Source organism: Streptomyces sp. R41 (assembly GCF_041053055.1).
Classification (GTDB): Bacteria; Actinomycetota; Actinomycetes; order Streptomycetales; family Streptomycetaceae; genus Streptomyces.
Genome location: NZ_CP163443.1, coordinates 4,460,239 through 4,479,472, shown reverse-complemented (window position 1 = coordinate 4,479,472; position 19,234 = coordinate 4,460,239). Strand labels below are relative to the sequence as shown.

Genomic DNA, 19,234 nt, shown 5'->3' with positions numbered 1-19,234 from the left:
GGACCTCCGGAGCGGCTCCCGGACCTCCATGGACGCCAAGGACGCGCAAGCCCGGCCCTGACCCGGCCCGCGTCCCTCGCGGGGACCGCCGTCGTCCCGCCCCCCGGTAACGGGGGTGCGGCGGTCCCCGCGCAACACGTGAAGAGGGCCCCGGCACCTGTCAAGGTGCCGGGGCCCCTTTTTGCGCCTAATCCGGCGCCGCTCTCGCGGACCTGGTTCTCGCCGTCGTGGTTCCTCAATGAGTGGTTTCGGCGTTCGTCGCTTCGACAACCGGGGGGTTACTCGTCCCAGTCCGAGGCCTGTGACTTGTCCTTGCGGCGGCCGAAGAAGTTCGGGGACAGGCGCGCGGCCTGGACCACGTTGACCCCGACGATGCCGCCCCAGGCGACCAGCAGGCCCGGCAGGTTCGCGACACCGCCGCCGATCGCGGACAAGGGGACCGCGAGGACGAGCGAGACGATCCCGAAGCCGAAACGCTCGCCGAAGGAGTCGGAGGACTGGGGTGACCGCGAGCCCCGGGCCACCACCATCTGCTGTTCGGCGAGCTGGCGCCGCACCCGGCGGTCGACCGCGCCGTCGAGGCGCTGCTCGACCTTCTCCAGGAACGAGTCGACCAGCGCGGACTCGTACTCGTCACCCAGTTCCCTGCGCGCGTGCAGAGTGGCGTCGAGTTCCTTCTTCAGTTCGGCGTCGCCGCGGGCATCCATACCGGTCATGGTGCTTACGTTAGGGAGCCGAGGCCCCCGAGGCACTGGGGATAGCCCCCCTGTTGGAACTGGGCTGCGCCCCCGAGGGCAGCACGCCGAGGGACTCCAGGACCTTGCGGTGACCCCGTTCGACTCCGGTGATGCGGACCTCGATGCCCCGGCCCCGCAGATCCCCCACCGCGTCCTTCAGCGCCAGCGCGCCCGTCGCGTCGACCGCCGTCAGCCCCGACATCCGCAGGTCGACCGCCGACACCCCGTGCACATCCGCGAGGCTGCGCCGGAAACGGTGGGCCGCGGCGAAGAGCAGCGGCCCGTCGAAGCGATACGTGACCTCCGCGCACCCCGGCCCCTCGTCGCCCGCGGCGGGGGTGAGCCGGGTGCCCCGGACCGCCGCGCGCAGGGCGAGCAGCACGGACACCGCGAGGCCCAGCAGCACCGCCCGCACCAGGTCGAGGGCGAGCGTCGCGAACGCGGTGAGCGCCAGCACGAGGGCGTCCCCGCGGGTGGCGCGCGCCATCGCCCGTACGGCGTCCGTCTCCACCATCCGTACGGCGGTGGCGAGCAGCACTCCCGCCAGCGAGGCCAGCGGGATCCGTGCCACCAGCGGGGCCGCCGCCGCGACGATCCCGGCGAGGATCACCGCGTGCGTGAGCGCCGCGAGGCGGGAGGCCGCGCCGGTACGGACGTTCACCGCCGTACGCGCGATGGCTCCCGTCGCCGGTACGCCGCCGAACAGCGGGGCCGCGAGGTTGGCGATGCCTTGGCCGAAGAGTTCCTTGCCGGGGTCGTGGCGCTCACCGGGGCGCATGCCGTCCGCCACGGAGGCGGACAGGAGGGACTCCAGCGCGGCGAGGGCGGCGACCGCGGCGGCGGGCGCGAGGAGGGACGGCACGCGGGAGACGTCGAAGAAGGCGAGGGAGGGAGCCGGGAGGGAGGCGGGCAGGCTGCCGATCCGGGCCACGTGCAATCCGAGCCCCTCCGCGACGAGGGTCGCGGCGGCCACGGCGACGAGGGAGAAGGGCACGCCGGGCCGCCAGCGGGCCCCCGCCAGCATCACCGCCGCCGCCCCCAGCGACAGCGCGAGCGCCGCCCACTGCGGGCCCCGCCCGAACTCCTCCGCCGCCCGCGCCGCCACCGCGGCGACCTGGTCGCCGCCCGGTACGGGTACGCCCAGCGCCGACGGCACCTGCTGCAACGCGATCACACAGGCGATGCCGACGGTGAATCCGGCGATCACGGGCGCCGGCACGTACGCCATCGCGGCCCCCGCCCGCGCGAACGCGAGCGCCAGCAGCATCACTCCGGCGATCAGCCCGACGGTCAGCACCCCGTCGGCGCCGTACTCGTGGACGATCGGCACGAGCACGACGGTCATCGCCCCCGTGGGCCCACTGACTTGTCTCGCCGACCCACCGAACAGCGCGGCCAGCGCCCCCGCGACGATCGCGGTGACCAGTCCGGACGCGGCCCCGAGCCCGGAGGTCACCCCGAACCCGAGCGCGAGCGGTAGGGCAACCACGGCGACCGTGAGCCCACAGAGGAGGTCGCGCCGTGGGGCACGAGTCATGGAAAGGAAGTCGGCGGGGGCGGGGAGAACGGACAGGGCCCGGGTAAGGGCGGGGGATCGCTTCATGGGGGGTGTGGCTTCTTCGCGTGGGAGTTGGCGGGTGAGGGGGCGCACCGCGTGGCACCGGTGACGGCAGCCACAACGGCCACCGCCGAGGGCGCGGCTTCCGCGATGGCGGGGGCTTCGGTTGTGGGCGGGGCTTCTGCGAGGGCGGTGGTTTCGGGAGTGGGTGGGGCTTCTGCGACGGCTTCGGTTGTGGGCGTGGCTTCCGCGAGGGCGAGGGCGAGGGCGAGAGCGGGGGCGGGGGTTTCGCTTGTAGGGGAGGCTTCTGCGACGGCTGCGGTTATCGGCGCGGGCGGTGCGTCCGCGACGGCTACCGCTGTGGCGCGGACGCGACAGCCGCCACGGATACCGCCACCGCTGTGGGCGCGGACACGGAGGCCGCAACTGCTACCGCTACCCCCCCGCTCCCGCTGTGGCGGACGCGACAGCCGCCGTAGATACCGCCACCGCTGTGGGCGCGGACGCGGAGACCGCGACGGCTACCGCTACCCCCCGCTCCCGCTGTGGGCAGTCGTTCCGCAGGGCGGAACGGGTGGGCACAGCCGACAGCGCCGGGCACGGTTGCAGCAAGGGCTCAGGGCAGCAAAGGCCCCTGGGCAGCAAGGGCTCAGGACAGCAAGGGCTCAGGACAGCAAGGGCACCCGGCAGCAACGGCTCAGGCCGGCGACGGTTCACGGCAGCACGGCAACCCGCCCGCTGTCGAGATCGAACCGCGCGGCAGCCACCTCGGCAGAGGCGAACGCCGGGTCCGCCCGGATGGCGTCCCGCACCCACGCCGCATGCGCCCGCACGGTGAGATCGGCCCAGTCCCCGGGCCGACCCCAGGTCCGCCGGGCCGCAGGCATGATCTCGTCCACCAACAACCGGAGATGCCCCGGCACGGGCGTCCCGTCGCGGAGATGCGCGAGCGTCGCCGCAACGGCCCCGCACCGCTCGTGCCCCAGCACGAGCACCAACGGAATGTGCAGAACCTCGACCCCGTACTGGACGGACCCGAGCACCGCCTCGTCCAGCACCTGGCCGGCGGTCCTTATGCAGAGCAGATCCCCGAGCCCCTGGTCGAAGACCAGCTCGGGCGGCACACGGGAGTCGACGCACCCGACGACAACCGCGAACGGGTGCTGCTCGGCGGCGAGGACATGCCGCCGAGCACTCCCCTCGTGCGGATGACGCGAACGTCCGGCGGCGTACCTCCGGTTGCCCGCGAGGAGTTCGGCGAGGGCCCCACGGGCGGTCGTCGGATGTGGGTGTGGATGCGGCGCGGCGGCGGCCGAAGCGGCCGGCGTCGCGGTGAGCGCGGCGGTGGTCGCCGCCAGAAAGGCCCTGCGGTTCGAGGGCATGACGCTCCCTCAGGAGTTGTTCGTGTAGCGCTCATTCACCGTACGCACAGGAACATTCACCCTGAGTGGCCGTTTAACGACACTTGGTTGATTCGTCGTCAGATCATCGCCGCGGCGATACCGGCTCTTGATCGGGAACCGGCGGATACGCCGTCCGCTCCGGGATGTGCGCCGTGTTGCGCCGTGCGACCAGCCAATACAGCAGCGCCGGTACGGCCAGACCCACGATCCACGACACGTCCGCACCGCCCAGCGGCTCCACCAACGGGCCCGTGTAGAAGCTCGTCGCGAGGAAGGGAAGCTGGGCGAGCAGCCCCGCCGCGTACACCCCGAGCGCGTCCCAGCGCCACGCTCCGTAGCGGCCGTTGGGGTCGAAGAGGGCCGGGATGTCGTACCGCTCCTTCGAGATCAGGTAGTAGTCGACCAGGTTGATCGCCGACCACGGCGTGAAGAAGGTCAGCAGGAAGAGGAGGAAGTCCTTGAACGAGGACAGGAAGCTGTCCTTGCCGAGCAGGGCGACCGCCGTGCCGGCCACCATGATCAGACCGATGTACGCCGCCCGGCCGCGCCGCGAGAGCACCCGCTGCCCCCGGAAGCCGCTGATACCGGTGACCATCGACATGAAGCCGCCGTACGTGTTGAGCACGTTGATGGTCAGCTTGCCGAGCGCGATCACGAAGTAGAAGAAGGACGCGACGAGGCCGGTACCGCCGAGGGCGACGACGTAACCGACCTGGCTCGCAAGGAACTTCTCGCCCGCGGTGGCCGCGACGAGCACCCCGAAGGTCATCGACCACTGCGAGCCGACGGCCGAGCCCGACAGGGTCCACCAGAAGGTGGCCCGCCCCGACGTCGTACGCGGCAGATAGCGCGAGTAGTCGGCGACGTACGGCCCGAAGGCCAGCTGCCAGGACGCGGACAGCGACATGGCCAGCAGGAACATGGGCAGCGAGAAGTGGGCGTCGCCGAGCAGCGCGCCGACGTCGGCCCGGTCCAGCAGCCGTATCCCGAGATACACGAAGGCGAGCGCGCAGATCACGCTCGCCACCCGGCCGAGGGCGTGGATGACCCGGTAGCCGACCGCGGCCGTCACCGCCGTGACGGCGGCGAAGACCACGATTCCGGTCGTGTCGCCGGTGTGTGTCAGCTCGCCGACCGCCTGACCGGCCAGCACGCTGCCGCTGGCGAAGAAGCCGACGTACATCACGATCACGAGGAGCAGCGGGACAACGGCTCCGCGCACCCCGAACTGCGCGCGGGACTGGATCATTTGGGGCAGTCCGAGCTTGGGGCCCTGTGCCGAGTGCAGCGCCATGACCGCACCGCCGAGCAGATTGCCGATCAGCAGCCCGACGATCGACCAGACCACGTCACCGCCGAAGACGACCGCGAGCGCGCCGGTGACCACGGCGGTGATCTGGAGGTTGGCTCCGAGCCACAACGTGAACTGGGAAAAGGCGGTGCCGTGCCGTTCGCCGTCCGGCACGACATCGATCGAGCGCTGCTCCACCAGTTCCGCCATGGCCCGTCCTCTCACCGCTCTGTATGACTCCATGCAGGTTCGGTGAGAGTGAATGGAAGGTCAATGGTTCGGAGTTAAATCATGGTTGCCGAGTGGGGCGTAGTGGGCATTTCAGGCGGCCGGAGTGTCCAGCGGACGCAGTTCGTCGGCGTACGAGACGGAGATCCGGCGCATCAGACCGTCGTCGGTGATGTCGTACTGGCCGAGGCGCCACAGCGGCGGCGAGTACGCGTGGATCGAGACCGCGTCGTCGGTGGCGCCGGTGAGGCGGTGGATGTGCTCGGGGCCGAAGTGGAACGACTCGCCCGCGCCGACGGTGACGGACACATGGCTGCCGCCTATGCGCGGGTTGGACTCGTTCAGCGCGCCCTGGACGACGGCGACCGCGCCGGAGGAGATGTCGTGGTCGTGCCAGCCGGTGTCGTTCTGCCGGGTCCAGCACAGCAGCCAGACGTCGACGTACTCGTCGCGGTACAGGGACGCGTAGTGCCGCTCCTCGTCGGAGAAGGCGACCTGTTCGCGCCAGAGGTCGGGGCGGACGGCGAGATCGTCGACAAGCGCCTGGAGTTCGCGCTTGTCGAGCGTGCGGTGCGGCAGGGCCTCGTACGTCATGGATGGCTCCTCTCGTGTCGTGTCGTGTCGGCCGCGTGGCGTGGCTCAGGCGTGGCCGCGCAGCAGACGGGCGGGGTTGACGGTGCGCAGGGCGTGGACGGCGGCGTCCGCGCCGAGGTCGGGGATGACGGGGGTTGCGTAGGGGCGGTCGCTGCCGGTGACGACCACGTCGATGCCGACGGCCCGGACGAGCGCGTCCACGGCGCGCGTTCCGTAGGACGACGTCTCGTAGAAGGCGTCGAAGTCGATCTCGCCGCGCCCTCCGCCACGGGCCGCGAGCCGTTCGCCGTGCAGCGGGGCCAGGCCCGCGAGGGCGGCGAAACAGACGCGCAGGCGCGGGTGCCGGGCGCGGCCGAAGGCGCGGAAGGCGAACCAGGACGCGTGCATCTGGTGCAGGTAGGGGACCAGGGCGGGCCACCACGGCGGGGCGTCGGGGGTGGGCGGCGCGGCGCCCGGGTGGATGAAGAGGGGCTTGTCGTGGCGGGTGAGGACGTCGAGGTGAGGGGCGCAGCGGTCCCAGCCGGGCGCGTCGAGCAGGGCCGTGGCGGGGAGTTGGAGCCCCACGCAGCCGCGGCTCAGCTCGCGGGCGACCGCCTCCGGGTCCGGTGCCGTCAGACAGGGCGAGGCCCAGGCGCCGAAAGGTGCGGGGAGGGCGAGGGCGCCGTCGTGGAAGGCGGTCAGGAGTTCCCCGGCCTCGGCGGGCGCCAGGTACTCGATGCCCAGCGGGCTGGACAGGGAGACCAGGGCCAGGTCGAGGCCGTCGGCGCGGGCCAGCTCGGTGCGGGCCGCGATGTCGTGGTCGGCCGGGTCGACCTCGTACGGCGGCTCGCCCTCCAGATGCAGGGTCCAGCCGTCGAGGTACGGCGGCGTGGTGCGGGCACGCAGCAGCTCGATGAAGGCGGGCGGCCAGATGTGCTGGTGGACGTCGGTGGGCACGCGGCGGTCCTCGGGTCTTCGGGTCCTCGATCTTCGGGGAGGGGTGGTCTGAGGGGAAAGGTGGTCTGAGGGGAAAGGTGGTCTGACTGGTCTGAGTGTGGTTAACCGCTTCACTTATGCGGTTAACTTAAGCGGTTAACAAGCCCCTCTGTCAACCGTGCGCCCCTGGAGCGGACGGCGCCGCATGCCCACAATGCGGACGGGGCCCGGTAGGCTTCCCGGCATGGCCAGGCCCAACAAGCGCACCACCCTCCGGGAGGTGGCCGAGGCCACGGGCCTCTCCACCGCCGCCGTCTCCTATGCCCTGCGCGGCAAGCATGTCTCGAAGGAGACCGAGGAGCGGGTACGCAAGGCCGCCGCCGAGCTCGGCTACGAGGCCGACCCCATCGCGCGCGCCCTCGCCAGCGGCCGCACCAGCATGGTCGGCGTCCTCGCGGGCGACCTCCAGGACCTGTGGCAGCAGCAGCTCATGGCCGCTATTGGCCGGGAACTCCTTGCCGGCGACCGCTACGCGCTGATCCTTGACGCGGGCGGCGACCCCGACCGCGAGCTGGCCCTCGCCAAGCAGCTGCGCGACCAGCGCGTCGACGCGCTGCTGGTGTCTCCCGTCAACCCCTCGGCCGAGGGCTGGGCCGCGATCGCCGACGCGCTGCCGGTGGTGGCCGTCGGCGACTCGCTCAGTGCCGCCCGCACCGCCGGACAGGTCATCTTCGACAACAGGGCCGGCATCGACGCCGTACTGGAGTACCTGCACGGCCTCGGTCACCGCCGGGTGACCGTACTGACCCCGACCCGCCCGAGTACGCCGGACCGCCCCGCCGACGTATATGTCCGCGAGGCCGCCGACCGCCTCGGCCTGCGGGCCGAACTGGTCCCCTGCCCTCAGGAGCTGGGCGAGGCGACGGTGGTGGCACGGCGCGTCCTGGACGGCGCGCGCCCCGCGACCGCCGTCTTCTGCTTCTCCGACTCCCTCGCGTACGGGGTGTACGCGGCCGCGGCCGAGGCATCGCTCGAAGTCGGCCGCGACGTCTCCGTGGTCGGCTTCGACGATCACCCCGTCTCACGCGTCCTCACGCCGCCGCTGACCACCGTCGACTGGGGGCTCGCCGAGATCGCCGCGGAGGCGGCCCGACTGACCGTCGCGGCGATCGAGGGGAAGCGGGTGCGGAAGAAGCGGATTCTTTGCGCGCCCCGGATGAGTGAGCGGGGGTCGGCGGTGCGGGTGTAGGGCCGTGCTTCCGTGACGGTTACGCCCGGATCGGCCCCCTGTCCGCAGCGGGCGGGAGTGAAGGCGGTCGAGGTCTGTCCGCGTGGCAGGGCTTACCCCGGAGGTAATCGACCGCGCTCCCGCGGTACGGCAGGCTTCATGGCAACCGCTCGGCATCGCCGACCGCCGGGGTGTCACCCACCGAAGGAGGGCTCATGTCCGCGTACGCGATATGCAACCTGTTCCCGACCGGCCTGAACGAGGACATCCTGACCTACATCGAACAGGTCCAGGACACCTTCGCCGCGTTCGGCGGCCGGTTCCTCGTTCATGGCGCCCGGGCCGAAGTGGTGGAGGGGGAATGGCCGGGTGACATCGTCGTCGTCGAGTTCCCCGACATGGACAGCATCAAGGCGTGGTACGCGTCCCCCGCGTATCAGGAGATCCTGCCGCTGCGCAAAGACCACATCGAGGGCAACTTGTTGTTCGTGGACGGCGTTGCGGCCGACTACGACGCGAAGAAGACAGCGGCGGAGCTCAGGGCGGTGATGGCGCCGGGCCGATGACTCCCTCGGCGCCGTCCCCGAAGTCCCGTGCAGCGTGCGCTTGTTGTTGCGAGCCGTCGTGGGCCGGCGGTCTCGTCCTCGAAGAAATGCCGGACGGGCTGAAACACCTTGAACCGCCCGGCAGTTCAACCCTCACGCCAGCTTCTTCCCCTTCAGCCAGGCGTTCGCGACCTCGTCCGGGTCCTTCTTGTCCTTGTCCACCAGGCGGTTGAGCTTGGTGAGTTCCTCGGAGGTGAGGACGTTGCCGAGGGTCGCGAGGGCCTTGCGGACCTTGGCGTCGGCCTTGCGGGAGGCGATGAGGGGGACGATGTGCTGGGACGGGATCAGGTTCAGGGGGTCCGTCAGGACCACCCAGCCGTTCTCGATGACGTCCACGTCCGTGGTGAAGACGTTGGCCACGTCGATGTCGCCCTTCTTCAGGGCGCCCTTGACCAGGGGGCCGGAGGAGTCGAGGGACTTGAACTCCTTGAACTCCACGCCGTAGCGGTCCTTGAGGCCCACGACGCCGACGACACGCTTCTTCATCTCGGCCGCGGCGCCGAGGATCAGCTTGCCGTTGGCCTTGCGCAGGTCGGCGAGGGAGGTGAGGCCGTACTTGTCGGCGGTCTCCTTGGTGACGGCGAAGCTGTCGCGGTCCTCGGCCGCCGCGTACGGGAGGACTTCGAGGCCGCTGGGGAGGACGGTGGTCAGCGTGTTCTGCATCGCGCCCGCCTCGGTGTCCGTGGCCTTCTCGTCCAGGTAGAGGAGGAGGCTGCCCTGGTACTCGGGGAGCAGGTCGATGTCGCCGCTCTTGAGCGCGGGGACGACGATCTCGCGCGAGCCGAGGTTGGGGCGGACCTTCGTCTTGACTCCCGCGGCCCCCAGCACGCCCGCGTACAGGTAGCCGAGTATCTGGTTCTCGGAGAAGTTGGCGGTGCCGATGGTCACGCCGCCGGCGCTCGATCCGGAGCCGCCGCTGCCCGCGTTGCCGGAGCCGTCGAGCGAGGTGATGCCGCTGCCGCAGGCGGCGAGGGCGGGGACGGAGGCGGCGGCGAAGAGGCCGCCGAGCAGAGTCCTACGGTTCATGGTTCTTCGGCTCCTCAGTGGGCTGCGGTACGGCGGTGGCGGAACAGATAGCGCTGGAGTCCGGCCAGCGCCAGGTCGAGTACGACGGCGACGATCGCGACGAGGGCCGCGCCGCCGAGGACCTGGACGAGGTCGCGCTGGGCCAGGCCGTCGAAGACGTACCGGCCGAGGCCGCCGAAGCTGACGTACGCGGCGATCGTGGCGGTGGACACCACCTGGATCAGGGAGAGGCGCAGGCCCGTCATGATCAAGGGGAGGGCCAGCGGGATCTCCACCTGGAAGAGGACCTGATGGCCTCGCATGCCCTGGCCTCGCGCCGCGTCCTTCACCTCCGGGTCCACCGCGCTCATGCCCGCGTACGTGTTGGTGACGATGGCCGGTACGGCGAGGACGACGAGGGCCACGTACACCGACCACAGGGACAGGCCGCTGACCAGGAAGACCAGGACCACCAGGCCGACCGTGGGGAGCGCGCGGCCGAAGGACGAGAGGTTGATGGCCAGGAACGCGCCCTTGCCGGTGTGGCCGATCAGCAGGCCCAGCGGGAGCGCGATGGCGGCCGCTATGAGCGTGGCGAAGAGGGAGTACTCCAGGTGCTCGGCCATGCGGTGCGCTATGCCGTCCGTGCCGGACCACTGGTCGCCGCTGATCAGCCAGCTGCCGAGGTTCTTGAAGAGTTCGTACATCAGGCTCGCCGCCTCGTCCACGGGGTGAGTACGTACTGGATCGCGACCAGCAGCGCGTCCGCGACCAGGGCAAGGAGCAGGGTCAGTACGACGCCGGCGATGACCGGGGTCGGGAAGTTGCGCTGGAAGCCGTCGGTGAAGAGCTGGCCGAGGCCGCCGTCGCCGATGTAGGTCGCCACGGAGACCAGGGAGATCGACATGACCGTCGCGATCCGGACTCCCGCCATGATCACCGGGAGGGCGAGGGGGAGTTCGACGGTCAGGAGGGTGCGCAGGGGGCGCGTGCCCATCGCCTTCGCGGCTTCCTTCGTCTTGGCCGGGACCGAGTCGAGGCCCTCGACCGTGTTCCGCAGGAGGACGACCAGGGAGTAGATCGTCAGGCCGATGACCGTGGTGGTGCGGGTCAGGCCGGACACCGGCAGCAGGAGGACGAAGATCGCGATCGACGGGATCGTGAACAGGACGTTCGAGAGGCCGAGCAGGAAGCCGCGCAGGGGGCGGACCCGGTGGGCGACGACGGCCAGCGGGAGGGAGATCAGCAGGCCGAAGAAGACTGCCGCGAGGGCGGCCTGGAGGTGGGAGAAGGTGAGCGTGGTGAGGTCGTCCGTGTGGTCGCCTATCCACGACCAGTCGATGGTCATGCGGGCACGCTCGCTTCCGTGTGGGCGCGGCCCGCGTGCTCGTGGATGTCGTCCCGCGACGAGACTCCGGTGAGCACTCCGGCCGCGTCGACGCGGGCTATCAGGCCGGTGGGCGAGGCGATCGACTCGTTGAGGGCCGCCAGCAGGGAGTCGGTGTCCCTCAGCGGCCGTACCGGGAGTTCTGTGCTCGTCGAGGACTTCGACGCCCAGTGCAGCGGCTTGCGGGCCTCGTCGAGTACGAGGGTCCAGGCGCCGCCCTCCGGGGCCGGGCCCTGCGGCAGATCCGCGAGGGACTTCAGCGAGAGCAGCTTGAGGCCGCGCTCGGCGCCGAGGAAGTCCGCCACGAAGTCGTCCGCCGGGTGGGCCAGCAGCTCCGCGGGCGTCGCGCACTGCACCAGATGGCCGCCCGTGCGGAAGATCGCGATCTGGTCGCCCAGCCGGACCGCCTCGTCGATGTCGTGCGTGACGAAGACGATGGTCTTGCTCAACTCCTTCTGGAGCCGCAGCAGTTCGTCCTGGAGCTGGGTGCGCACGACCGGGTCGACCGCGCCGAAGGGCTCGTCCATGAGCAGGACGGGCGGGTCGGCTGCGAGCGCGCGGGCGACGCCGACGCGCTGCTGCTGCCCGCCGGAGAGCTGGTGCGGGTACCGCTTGCCCGCGTCGGCGGCGAGGCCGACGGTCTCCAGGAGCTCGGCCGCCCTGGCCCGCGCCTTCTTGCGGCCCCAGCCGAGGAGCAGCGGCACGGTGGCGATGTTGTCGAGCACCGTGCGGTGCGGGAAGAGCCCCGACTGCTGGATGACGTAACCGATGGACCGGCGCAGCTCGGCGGCGTCCTGCTCCAGGACGTCCTTGCCGCCGACGCGGATGGTTCCGGAGGTCGGATCGACCATCCGGTTGATCATCCGAAGGGTGGTCGTCTTACCGCAACCGGAAGATCCGACGAGGACGGTCACACCGCCCTCCGGCATCTCCAGGGAGAGGTCGTGGACTGCGGTGGTGCCGTTGGGGAAGCGCTTGTGGACCGTGTCGAACTGGATCATGAGGTGTCCCTTGCCCGGTCTGCATATCGTCATGCAGAGTTCTCTGTACCTGAATAGGTTGTCAACGGTCCCGCGTTAATCGCTCGTTACTTATGACCACCAGGCAAGATCCAATGTCCGTATTGAGGGGAGTCTGGGCGTTATGTCGTCTCAGGATGTGGATACGCCGAGTGCGGTGTCGGCGGGCCTCGTGGTGCTGGACGGTGTCGGCACCGGCGTGGACGACATCGTCCGCCTCGCCGACGGGGCCGCGCGGCCGGTGCCCGGCACCGAGGCGATGAAGCGGGTCGAGGAGTCCTGGGACGCGGCCCGGCAGATCGCCGCGACCGGCCGCGTCTACGGCCGCTCCACCGGCGTCGGCGCCAACCGGAACGAGGACGTGCCGACCGAGGCCGCCGCCGAGCACGGCCTGCGCCTGCTGCGCAGCCACGCCGGCGCCATCGGCGAGGAACTCCCCGCCCGCCAGGTCCGCGCCATGCTCGCCGTCCGCGCCAACCAGCTCCTGGCCGGCGGAGCGGGGCTGCGGCCCACCGTCGTCACGGCGCTGTGCGAGGCGCTGGAGAGCGGCGCGTATCCCGTCGTGAACGAGTTCGGGTCCGTGGGTACGGGCGACATTGCGGCGCTCGCGCAGCTGGGGCTCGCGCTGGTGGGCGAGCATCCCTGGCGGCGGCCGGAGGGCGGACACTCCATCGAGGACCTCGTCCTGGAGGGCGGGCGCTCCCCGCAGGATCTCGCCCCCGCTCCCCAGCCCCTGGACAACAACGACGCCCTCGCGCTCATCAGCAGCAACGCGCTCACGCTCGGACAGGCCGCGCTCGCGCTGCACGAGCTGCGCGGGCTGATCGGGGCCACCCAGGTCGTGGCCGCGCTGTCGCTGCTGGCCGTCGACGGGTCGCACGAGGCGTACGCTGCGCCCGTGCACGCCGCCCGCCCGCACCACGGGTCGGTCGAAGTGGCCCGGCGGATGCGGGAGTTGATCGGTGCGGCCGACCGGCCGACGCCGCCGCTCGGCAGGATCCAGGACCCGTACGGCTTCCGGTGCGTCCCGCAGATCCATGGACCCGCGCACGACGCGGCGGACGCGCTGGAGGCGGTCCTCACGGTGGAGATCAACGCCGCCGCCGAGAACCCCCTCATCTCACCCGAGGACATGGCCGCGTACCACCACGGCGGCTTCTACCAGGCCCAACTCGCCCTCGCCCTCGACCACTTCAGGCTCGCCGTCACCCAGGTCGCCCGCCTGTCGACCTCCCGGCTCTCCACCCTGAACGAGCCCGCCTACACCCGGCTGCGCCCCTTCCTCGCCGACCACGAGCCCGCGTCCTCCGGCGTGATGATCCTGGAGTACGCCGCCGGGGCCGCCCTGGGCGACCTGCGGGCCTTCTCCGCGCCCGCCTCGCTCGGGCACGCTGTACTCTCCCGGGGCGTCGAGGAGCAGGCGAGCTTCGCCTCGCTCGCGGCACGTCAGACACTGCGGGCGTGCGGTGCGTACCGTCTCGTCGTCGGCTGTGAACTGGTCGCCGCCGTACGGGCGCTGCGCCAGCGCGACCTGCGGCCCGAGCCGGAGCTGCCGGTGGGCCACGCGCTGGAGCTGGCCGAGTCGGTGCTCGAACCGGACCAGGCCGACCGGCCGCTCACGGACGATGTGACGGCGGCGGCCGCAGTGCTGGACCGATTCACGGAGATCTGGAGGGGGAACACGTCATGAGCGTGGACAGGGATATGAACGTGACGGACAGTCCTGCCACACGGCTGCAGGCGCTCTTCGAGGGGCACCGGCTGACGCCGACCCAGCGGCGCATCGCGCACAGCATGGTGCGCAGCGCCGCCGACGTACCGTTCCTGTCCAGCGTCGAGCTGGCCGAGCTGGCCGGGGTCAGCCAGCCGTCGGTGACCCGCTTCGCGGTCGCGCTCGGCTTCGACGGCTACCCCGCGCTGCGCAGGCACCTGCGCGAGGTCGCGCCGGCGGAGCAGACGGTGGACTCGGGGTCGTACAACGAGTACCAGCAGGCCGTCGAGGCCGAGATCGAGAACCTGAAGCATCTCGCGGAGGTGCTCGCCGACCCGCGCCCGGTCGCGAAGGCGGGCCGCCTGCTCGCCGCCTCCCGCCCGCTCCCCGTCCTCGGCCTGCGGGCCGCCGCCTCCCAGGCGTACGGCTTCGCGTACTTCGCCGCCAAGGTCCACCCCGACGTACGGCTGCTGCACGAGGGCGGCACGATGCTCCACGACCGCATCGACGCGGCGGTCAGGGCCGGGGCGACGGCACTGCTGTGCTTCGCGCTGCCCCGGCATCCGCGCGAGGTCGTCGACTCCCTCGGCTACGCGAAGGAGGCCGGGCTGACCGTCGTCACGGTCGCCGACTCCGCCTTCGCGCCGGTGGCGAAGGTGTCGGACCTGCTGCTTCCCGCCGCCGTCGGCACCGGCCTCGCCTTCGACACGGCCTGCGCCCCGATGCTGCTGGGCCGCGTCCTCCTGGAAGCGATGTGCGACGACCTGCCGGACGCGCAGGCCCGGCTGGAGGAGTTCGACACGCGGGCTGCCGCCAGGGGCCTGTTCGTGGAGTAGTCACGGTTTGGTGGAGCACCCGTGCCTTCTCAGATTCGTCTCACCTTTCCTCGCTAGCGTGCGCGCCCAAAGAGGCGCTGAGACGGGAGGCGGATCGTGGCGCGCGGAGGGCAGGGGCTGGCTCGGGTGGCCGTCGTGGTGCGGGCGGGAGCCGCACCGCTGTGGTGGTGCGGGGTGTTCGCGGCCGGGGTCGGGGTGCTGGTGCCGGGGCTGACCGGGCGTCGGATCGGGGTCATGGCCGGGGCGGCACTGTTCATCGTGGCGGGCGCCGTGGTGGCGTACTGGCGCCGGAAGCGGTACGCCGCCCTGGTCCGTTCCGCCGCCCGGGCCGGTAAGCACGATGTGCTCCAGGACCGCGCCGTGACGGTACGCAACTGGCGCCGCGGCCACCGCTGGTGGCTCCTGGTCGCCTTCGTGGCCGCGCTGGGCAGCTCGTTCGCGGTGCCCGCCGCGGGCGGCATGCTGCTCGCCGGCGCGGGCGTCGGCCTGTGGCTGAAGGCCGGCTGGCTCGGGCGTCGCGAACGCGCCGAGCAGGCGCTGATCTGGGTGCGCGTCGACTGGCTCGGCAGAGGCGCCGGCGCCCCCGCGGGCAAGCCGGTCAAGGCCTGCCGGGCCACCGGCGTCGCGGCGGGCGACGCCGCGCCCGGCGGAGCGCGGCGCCGCTGACCGTGTCGAGGCGGACTCGCTACACCTCCAGGTCCGCCTCGATCTTCTTCAGCTGATGCCGGGCCATCGCAAGATTGGACCGCTTGGCGTCGAGCACCACATACAGGAAGAGCCCGTTGCCGCCGCGGCCCTTGATCAGCCGGATCAGGTGGTACTGGTCGGTCAGTGTGATCAGGATGTCCTCGATCTCGCCCTTCAGGCCGAGGTGCTCCATGGTGCGGAGCTTGGCCCGTACGACGTCGGTGTTGCCGGCCGCCGCGACGGTGAGGTCGAAGCCCTTGCTGCCGCCGATCGTGCCCAGCGCCATTCCGCTGGTGTAGTCGACGAGGGCGGCTCCGGTCGCTCCCTCGATGGATGCCAGCGCCTCTTTCAGCGCGGTTTCGGTGTTGGCCATGGTGCTGTGATTCCTTTCAGCTTTCCGATGTGGTCGGGGTGTTGGGGGTAGGGGTGGTGCGCGCGGGTGCTGTGCCGCGCGCCGTACGGGTCCGTGAAGTGCCGGTGGCGGTCTTGGCGGACGCCTTGGCCGGTGCGGCCGGTGCGGCCGGTTCGCCGCGCGCCGTCGCGGCGTCCACGAGCTCTCCGATCCGGGTGCCGGAGCGGCGCCCCTCCAGATGCAGCCGGCCGACGTTGACCCGGTCCTGGGCGAGCAGGGTCAGCACGGCGGAGGCGCCCGCCGCGTACGTCGCCACATAGCCGTGGACGCCGCGCACCAGCAGCTCGCGGAAGTCGCCCTGCCCGGTGGCGTCCGCCATCCGCACGGCGACCCCGAGCGCGGCCGCCGTGAGCGCGGCCAGGCCCTCCGGCTCCACGCCGGGGGTGTCCTGGGCGAGGACGAGACCGTCGACGCTGGCCGCGAGCGCCCCGGTGAGCTGGGGCACGCGGGCCCTCAACCGGTGGAGTTCATCGAGGACTTCGGGCTCCGCCGCCATCAGCAGTCTCCTCTCGGCACGCTGTCGCAGCGCGCGGATCACAAGGCCTCCCGCGGGTCGGGGCTCACAGGGCCTCCAGCGCGTCTCGCAGCCGCCGCAGCAACGCGACGTCGGGATCGGCGGAGGGCTGGGTGAGCACACCGGGCACGGGAGGCGGCTGCGGCGGGACCGCCGCCGTCACGAGCCCGGCGGCGGCCAGTCGGCGCAGGTCGACCAGGGTGTGGAACGCGGGCCGCCCCAGCGCGAGCGAGACGTCCGCCGCGGTGCGCACGCCGTCCACCCGGCCGAGTACGGCTTCCTGGCGCAGCGGGACCGACGGCCCGGCGGCCAGTTTGGAGCGCACCAGTGGCGCGGTGTCCGTGGCCGGGTCGGGCCAGATGCGGTGCAGCAGCGCGCGGCGGCGCACCGTCTCGCGCTCCAGTGCGACCACCGGCACGGGGCGGACGGGGCCGAGCCAGTGCGCGGCGCCGTACCGGAAGCGGGTCGGGGTGCTGCTCGGCCCGAGCGCGAAGTACGCCGCGTCGTACAGCGAGCCGAGGTGGCACAGCTCCAGCGCGCCCTTGGCGATCCGGCCGCTGTCGACCAGGAAGCGGCCGACCCGGTGGCGTGCCCCGGCCGCGGCGACGGCCTCCCGCCACACCTCGGCGTCCAGCACCCCGCGGGCGGCGAACAGCACCTCGAGCCCCGGTGTGGCCGGGCTCTCGGCGTGCACCACGTCGCCGTCGGCGAGGTAGAGCGTGCCGCGCTCGCGCAGGAGGACGCCGGTGGCCCGCTCGGCGGCGAGCCGGCTGAGCATCGGCGACACACCGCCACCGGCCTCCGTCGCTCTGTCCCGTACGGGCAGCCGGGGCGGGGGAGGTGTCCTGACCGTCGTCATACCAGCACCAGCCGTCCGGCCATCTCGCCGAGCCGGATGCGGGCCAGCGCGAGATTGCCCTCCGAGCGGGCCAGCCACAGGTGCAGGAACACACTGCTGTCGAAGGTGGTGCTCACGAACCGCAGCAGGTGGTAGCTGTCGCGGTTGCTGATGATCAGGTCCTCGACCGGGGTCTCCCGTTCGGACCAGTCGGAGCCGTCGGCCGGGGCGAACGCCCGGTGCTCCGCGGCGAGCCGGGCCAGCTCGGCCGCCTCCGCCGCGGTCGTCTCGTGGTCACCGCCCGGTGCCTCGCCGACGGTGCCCAGGGCCAGGCCGCTGGTCCAGTCGACCACCGCGGCACCCCGGGCACCGGGCAGTGTCATGGCTTCCAGTAGGCACTCGTCGATTCCGGGCACCGTGTCTCCCCTCCCGCCAAGGGTTCGGCCGAGTGACGCCGAAGTTACGCAACGTGTGCGCGAGGGGTGAGGGTTCTGGCATTTTCCTGTGGAACATGCCTGGGGTGACTAAGGTGGGTCAACTGGCCATATTTTCCGGCCGGTTGGGGCCGCCCTGGAGACCTTTCAGGGGGCGCGCGCGGGTGTGCCAGGGCGCGCGGTGGCGTGGCGTCGCGCCCGATGACGACGCGGCGCCTTTCTCGCCGCGGTGGCTGAAGCCCGGACGGCGCGAGCGCCTTCCTGGCCGCGGTGGTCTAAAGCCGCGTGAGTGCCGACCGCTGCGGTGGACTAAAGCCCGGTAGGTACCGACGGCTGCGGTGGACTAAAGCCCAGTCAGTGCCGACGGCTGCGCCCCGCCCGACTCCGCGACGATCTCGTCGAGGGTCTGCGGCTCCCGTACGACCGCGAAGCGCACCCCGCCTTCCCCGTCCGGCGCGAAGCCGTAGATGCCCGGCCGGGCAAGGGAGTTGTACGCGTAGTGGTGGGCGAAGTAGTACGCACCCGTGTCCAGCGCGGCCGCGTAGTCGCCCTGTTCGAGCAGCGGCAGCGCGCGCCCCTCGGCGAGGAGGTCGCCCGCGAAGCAGGCGGGGCCCGCGATGTCCTGGACGACGTCCGGTCCCGCCTTGGGGCGGCCCTTCGCGTCGTACGCGGCGATCCGCAGCGGCCAGGACGCGGGCGCGTACACCGTACGGGCCGCCACCTGGACCCCGGCATGCGTGACCGCGACCGCCCGGCCCCCGGCGGACTTCGTGTACTCGACCCGCGCGAGCACGGTCCCGTGCTTGGCGAGCAGCGACCGTCCGAACTCGGTGACCAGTCCGTACCGTCCGTCGAAGAGCCCGGGCACCACCTCGGCGAGCAGCCGCGCGTACTGCGCGTACGTCGGGGTCGTCGCGTCGGAGCCGAAGTTCACCGGCAGCCCGCCGCCGATGTCGATCGTGTCGATCTGCCGCCGCCCGATGCGCCGGTTGATCTCCTCGGCCAGCGCGTACGTCTCCGCCACGCCCTGCGCCATCAGTGACAGCGGGATGCCCTGCGACCCGGCGTGCGCGTGCAGCCGAGTCAGCCACGGGCGGTCGGCGTACGCCCCGACGATCCACTCGCGGGCCCCTTCGTCCCGCAGCGCGACCCCGAACTTGGAGGTCGCCGTGGCCGTTGACAGCGCCTCGATGGAACCCCCGCCGACCTGCGGGTTCACCCGGATTCCGAGGGGGGAGCGGGTGCTCGCGGACCGCACCAGGCCGTCGATGCGGTCCAGCTCCTGCGGGTTGTCCGCGTTGACCGCGATGCCCAGTGCCAGCGCCTCGCGCAGCTCGGCGGACGTCTTGGCGGGTGAGTCGAGCACGGTGCGCGCCGGAGTTACTCCGGCCGCCCGCGCGAGGGCCAGCTCGCCGGCGCTCGCCACCTCCGCGCCGATGCCCTGCTCGTGCAGCAGCCGCAGGACGGGCACGAGCGGGGTCGCCTTCACCGCGAAGGCGTGCAGCACGGGGGTGCCGGGAGCGGTCACCGCGTCGAAGGCGGCCCGCAGGGCTGCCGCCGAGGCCCGGATGCCGGGGACGTCGAGGAGCGCGACGATGGGGGTTCCGGGCCCGAGGAGTCCCTGCTCCACGGCGGCCCGGACGGCGTCGTCGCGCCGGACGACGCGGTGGGAGTCCGGCTCGCCGCCGGCGCCGGACCCACCGCCGATTCCACCGCCGGATCCATGGCCGAACCCACCGCCGGAAAACGCCGCAGTCCCGTCCACCCCGTCGCCCACCGGATCCCCCGTCCTGTCCCTGTCTGCGCCCATACATCCCAGCCAAACATCCATG

The 19,234-nt window shown here is 71.9% G+C and carries 20 protein-coding genes; 5 read left to right on the top strand and 15 right to left on the bottom strand.

Annotated elements, in window-relative coordinates; genetic code table 11:
- Positions 1-278: 278 nt before the first annotated feature.
- The 6 genes from AB5J53_RS20515 to AB5J53_RS20490 form a co-directional block, all read right to left on the bottom strand.
- Positions 279-716, bottom strand: a complete 438-nt coding sequence (locus AB5J53_RS20515; protein WP_369247111.1) for a hypothetical protein — start codon at positions 714-716, stop codon at positions 279-281.
- Between the two features lie 10 nt (positions 717-726).
- Positions 727-2,340, bottom strand: a complete 1,614-nt coding sequence (locus AB5J53_RS20510; RefSeq protein WP_369247110.1) for a SulP family inorganic anion transporter — start codon at positions 2,338-2,340, stop codon at positions 727-729.
- Between the two features lie 668 nt (positions 2,341-3,008).
- Entirely contained in the window at positions 3,009-3,677 is a 669-nt protein-coding gene (locus AB5J53_RS20505) for a carbonic anhydrase (protein WP_369247109.1), read from the bottom strand.
- Between the two features lie 103 nt (positions 3,678-3,780).
- On the bottom strand, positions 3,781-5,199 hold the full coding sequence (locus AB5J53_RS20500; RefSeq protein ID WP_369247108.1) for a cytosine permease: 1,419 nt from the start codon (positions 5,197-5,199) through the stop codon (positions 3,781-3,783).
- Positions 5,200-5,310: 111 nt separating this feature from the next.
- Positions 5,311-5,811 (bottom strand): cysteine dioxygenase family protein, encoded by a 501-nt coding sequence (locus tag AB5J53_RS20495; protein WP_369247107.1) that lies wholly within the window; start codon positions 5,809-5,811, stop codon positions 5,311-5,313.
- 45 nt (positions 5,812-5,856) lie between these two features.
- Positions 5,857-6,747 carry an amidohydrolase gene (locus AB5J53_RS20490; protein WP_369247106.1) on the bottom strand — a complete coding sequence of 297 codons (891 nt, stop codon included), beginning with the start codon at positions 6,745-6,747 and terminating at the stop codon, positions 5,857-5,859.
- Positions 6,748-6,970: 223 nt separating this feature from the next.
- Here AB5J53_RS20490 and AB5J53_RS20485 point away from each other — a divergent pair, with 223 nt between their 5' ends.
- Positions 6,971-7,975, top strand: a complete 1,005-nt coding sequence (locus AB5J53_RS20485) for a LacI family DNA-binding transcriptional regulator (RefSeq protein ID WP_369247105.1) — start codon at positions 6,971-6,973, stop codon at positions 7,973-7,975.
- 194 nt (positions 7,976-8,169) lie between these two features.
- Positions 8,170-8,520: a DUF1330 domain-containing protein gene (locus tag AB5J53_RS20480; protein ID WP_369247104.1), complete on the top strand. Its 351-nt coding sequence runs from the start codon at positions 8,170-8,172 to the stop codon at positions 8,518-8,520.
- Positions 8,521-8,652: 132 nt separating this feature from the next.
- Here the strand turns inward: AB5J53_RS20480 and AB5J53_RS20475 are convergent, their stop codons facing one another.
- The 4 genes from AB5J53_RS20475 to AB5J53_RS20460 are packed head-to-tail and all read right to left on the bottom strand — an operon-like array spanning position 8,653 to position 11,952.
- Positions 8,653-9,585, bottom strand: coding sequence for an ABC transporter substrate-binding protein (locus tag AB5J53_RS20475; protein WP_369247103.1), 933 nt, complete (start codon positions 9,583-9,585; stop codon positions 8,653-8,655).
- Between the two features lie 14 nt (positions 9,586-9,599).
- Positions 9,600-10,271 carry an ABC transporter permease gene (locus AB5J53_RS20470; protein ID WP_369252356.1) on the bottom strand — a complete coding sequence of 224 codons (672 nt, stop codon included), beginning with the start codon at positions 10,269-10,271 and terminating at the stop codon, positions 9,600-9,602.
- Positions 10,271-10,912: an ABC transporter permease gene (locus tag AB5J53_RS20465; protein ID WP_369247102.1), complete on the bottom strand. Its 642-nt coding sequence runs from the start codon at positions 10,910-10,912 to the stop codon at positions 10,271-10,273. Before AB5J53_RS20465 ends, AB5J53_RS20470 begins: the two co-directional genes overlap by 1 nt.
- Positions 10,909-11,952 (bottom strand): ABC transporter ATP-binding protein, encoded by a 1,044-nt coding sequence (locus AB5J53_RS20460; protein ID WP_369247101.1) that lies wholly within the window; start codon positions 11,950-11,952, stop codon positions 10,909-10,911. The genes AB5J53_RS20465 and AB5J53_RS20460 overlap by 4 nt, the downstream gene beginning before the upstream one ends.
- Before the next feature lie 142 nt (positions 11,953-12,094).
- Between AB5J53_RS20460 and AB5J53_RS20455 the strand changes: the two genes are divergently transcribed.
- From AB5J53_RS20455 to AB5J53_RS20445, 3 genes are all read left to right on the top strand, one after another.
- Positions 12,095-13,660: an aromatic amino acid ammonia-lyase gene (locus AB5J53_RS20455; protein WP_369247100.1), complete on the top strand. Its 1,566-nt coding sequence runs from the start codon at positions 12,095-12,097 to the stop codon at positions 13,658-13,660.
- Complete coding sequence (locus AB5J53_RS20450) at positions 13,657-14,517, top strand: MurR/RpiR family transcriptional regulator (protein WP_369247099.1); 861 nt, start codon at positions 13,657-13,659, stop codon at positions 14,515-14,517. The genes AB5J53_RS20455 and AB5J53_RS20450 overlap by 4 nt, the downstream gene beginning before the upstream one ends.
- 96 nt (positions 14,518-14,613) lie before the next feature.
- Positions 14,614-15,183, top strand: coding sequence for a hypothetical protein (locus tag AB5J53_RS20445; RefSeq protein ID WP_369247098.1), 570 nt, complete (start codon positions 14,614-14,616; stop codon positions 15,181-15,183).
- Positions 15,184-15,202: 19 nt separating this feature from the next.
- Here the strand turns inward: AB5J53_RS20445 and AB5J53_RS20440 are convergent, their stop codons facing one another.
- From AB5J53_RS20440 to AB5J53_RS20420, 5 genes are all read right to left on the bottom strand, one after another.
- On the bottom strand, positions 15,203-15,577 hold the full coding sequence (locus AB5J53_RS20440; protein ID WP_369247097.1) for a hypothetical protein: 375 nt from the start codon (positions 15,575-15,577) through the stop codon (positions 15,203-15,205).
- A gap of 16 nt (positions 15,578-15,593) precedes the next feature.
- Positions 15,594-16,112: a roadblock/LC7 domain-containing protein gene (locus tag AB5J53_RS20435; RefSeq protein ID WP_369247096.1), complete on the bottom strand. Its 519-nt coding sequence runs from the start codon at positions 16,110-16,112 to the stop codon at positions 15,594-15,596.
- A 64-nt stretch (positions 16,113-16,176) separates the two neighbouring features.
- Positions 16,177-16,989: a transcriptional regulator gene (locus AB5J53_RS20430; protein WP_369247095.1), complete on the bottom strand. Its 813-nt coding sequence runs from the start codon at positions 16,987-16,989 to the stop codon at positions 16,177-16,179.
- Entirely contained in the window at positions 16,986-17,384 is a 399-nt protein-coding gene (locus AB5J53_RS20425) for a hypothetical protein (protein ID WP_369247094.1), read from the bottom strand. The genes AB5J53_RS20430 and AB5J53_RS20425 overlap by 4 nt, the downstream gene beginning before the upstream one ends.
- Positions 17,385-17,745: 361 nt before the next feature.
- Positions 17,746-19,212: a diaminopimelate decarboxylase gene (locus tag AB5J53_RS20420; RefSeq protein ID WP_369247093.1), complete on the bottom strand. Its 1,467-nt coding sequence runs from the start codon at positions 19,210-19,212 to the stop codon at positions 17,746-17,748.
- Positions 19,213-19,234: the final 22 nt, after the last annotated feature.

What these genes read in the sequence shown, in the direction of transcription:
- AB5J53_RS20515 (WP_369247111.1), bottom strand. Translation starts at nt 716, where the DNA reads ATGACCGGTATGGATGCCCGCGGCGACGCCGAACTGAAGAAGGAACTC.
- AB5J53_RS20510 (WP_369247110.1), bottom strand. Translation starts at nt 2,340, where the DNA reads ATGAAGCGATCCCCCGCCCTTACCCGGGCCCTGTCCGTTCTCCCCGCC.
- AB5J53_RS20505 (WP_369247109.1), bottom strand. Translation starts at nt 3,677, where the DNA reads ATGCCCTCGAACCGCAGGGCCTTTCTGGCGGCGACCACCGCCGCGCTC.
- AB5J53_RS20500 (WP_369247108.1), bottom strand. Translation starts at nt 5,199, where the DNA reads ATGGCGGAACTGGTGGAGCAGCGCTCGATCGATGTCGTGCCGGACGGC.
- AB5J53_RS20495 (WP_369247107.1), bottom strand. Translation starts at nt 5,811, where the DNA reads ATGACGTACGAGGCCCTGCCGCACCGCACGCTCGACAAGCGCGAACTC.
- AB5J53_RS20485 (WP_369247105.1), top strand. Translation starts at nt 6,971, where the DNA reads ATGGCCAGGCCCAACAAGCGCACCACCCTCCGGGAGGTGGCCGAGGCC.
- AB5J53_RS20480 (WP_369247104.1), top strand. Translation starts at nt 8,170, where the DNA reads ATGTCCGCGTACGCGATATGCAACCTGTTCCCGACCGGCCTGAACGAG.
- AB5J53_RS20475 (WP_369247103.1), bottom strand. Translation starts at nt 9,585, where the DNA reads ATGAACCGTAGGACTCTGCTCGGCGGCCTCTTCGCCGCCGCCTCCGTC.
- AB5J53_RS20470 (WP_369252356.1), bottom strand. Translation starts at nt 10,271, where the DNA reads ATGTACGAACTCTTCAAGAACCTCGGCAGCTGGCTGATCAGCGGCGAC.
- AB5J53_RS20465 (WP_369247102.1), bottom strand. Translation starts at nt 10,912, where the DNA reads ATGACCATCGACTGGTCGTGGATAGGCGACCACACGGACGACCTCACC.
- AB5J53_RS20460 (WP_369247101.1), bottom strand. Translation starts at nt 11,952, where the DNA reads ATGATCCAGTTCGACACGGTCCACAAGCGCTTCCCCAACGGCACCACC.
- AB5J53_RS20455 (WP_369247100.1), top strand. Translation starts at nt 12,095, where the DNA reads ATGTCGTCTCAGGATGTGGATACGCCGAGTGCGGTGTCGGCGGGCCTC.
- AB5J53_RS20450 (WP_369247099.1), top strand. Translation starts at nt 13,657, where the DNA reads ATGAGCGTGGACAGGGATATGAACGTGACGGACAGTCCTGCCACACGG.
- AB5J53_RS20440 (WP_369247097.1), bottom strand. Translation starts at nt 15,577, where the DNA reads ATGGCCAACACCGAAACCGCGCTGAAAGAGGCGCTGGCATCCATCGAG.
- AB5J53_RS20435 (WP_369247096.1), bottom strand. Translation starts at nt 16,112, where the DNA reads ATGGCGGCGGAGCCCGAAGTCCTCGATGAACTCCACCGGTTGAGGGCC.
- AB5J53_RS20430 (WP_369247095.1), bottom strand. Translation starts at nt 16,989, where the DNA reads ATGACGACGGTCAGGACACCTCCCCCGCCCCGGCTGCCCGTACGGGAC.
- AB5J53_RS20420 (WP_369247093.1), bottom strand. Translation starts at nt 19,212, where the DNA reads ATGGGCGCAGACAGGGACAGGACGGGGGATCCGGTGGGCGACGGGGTG.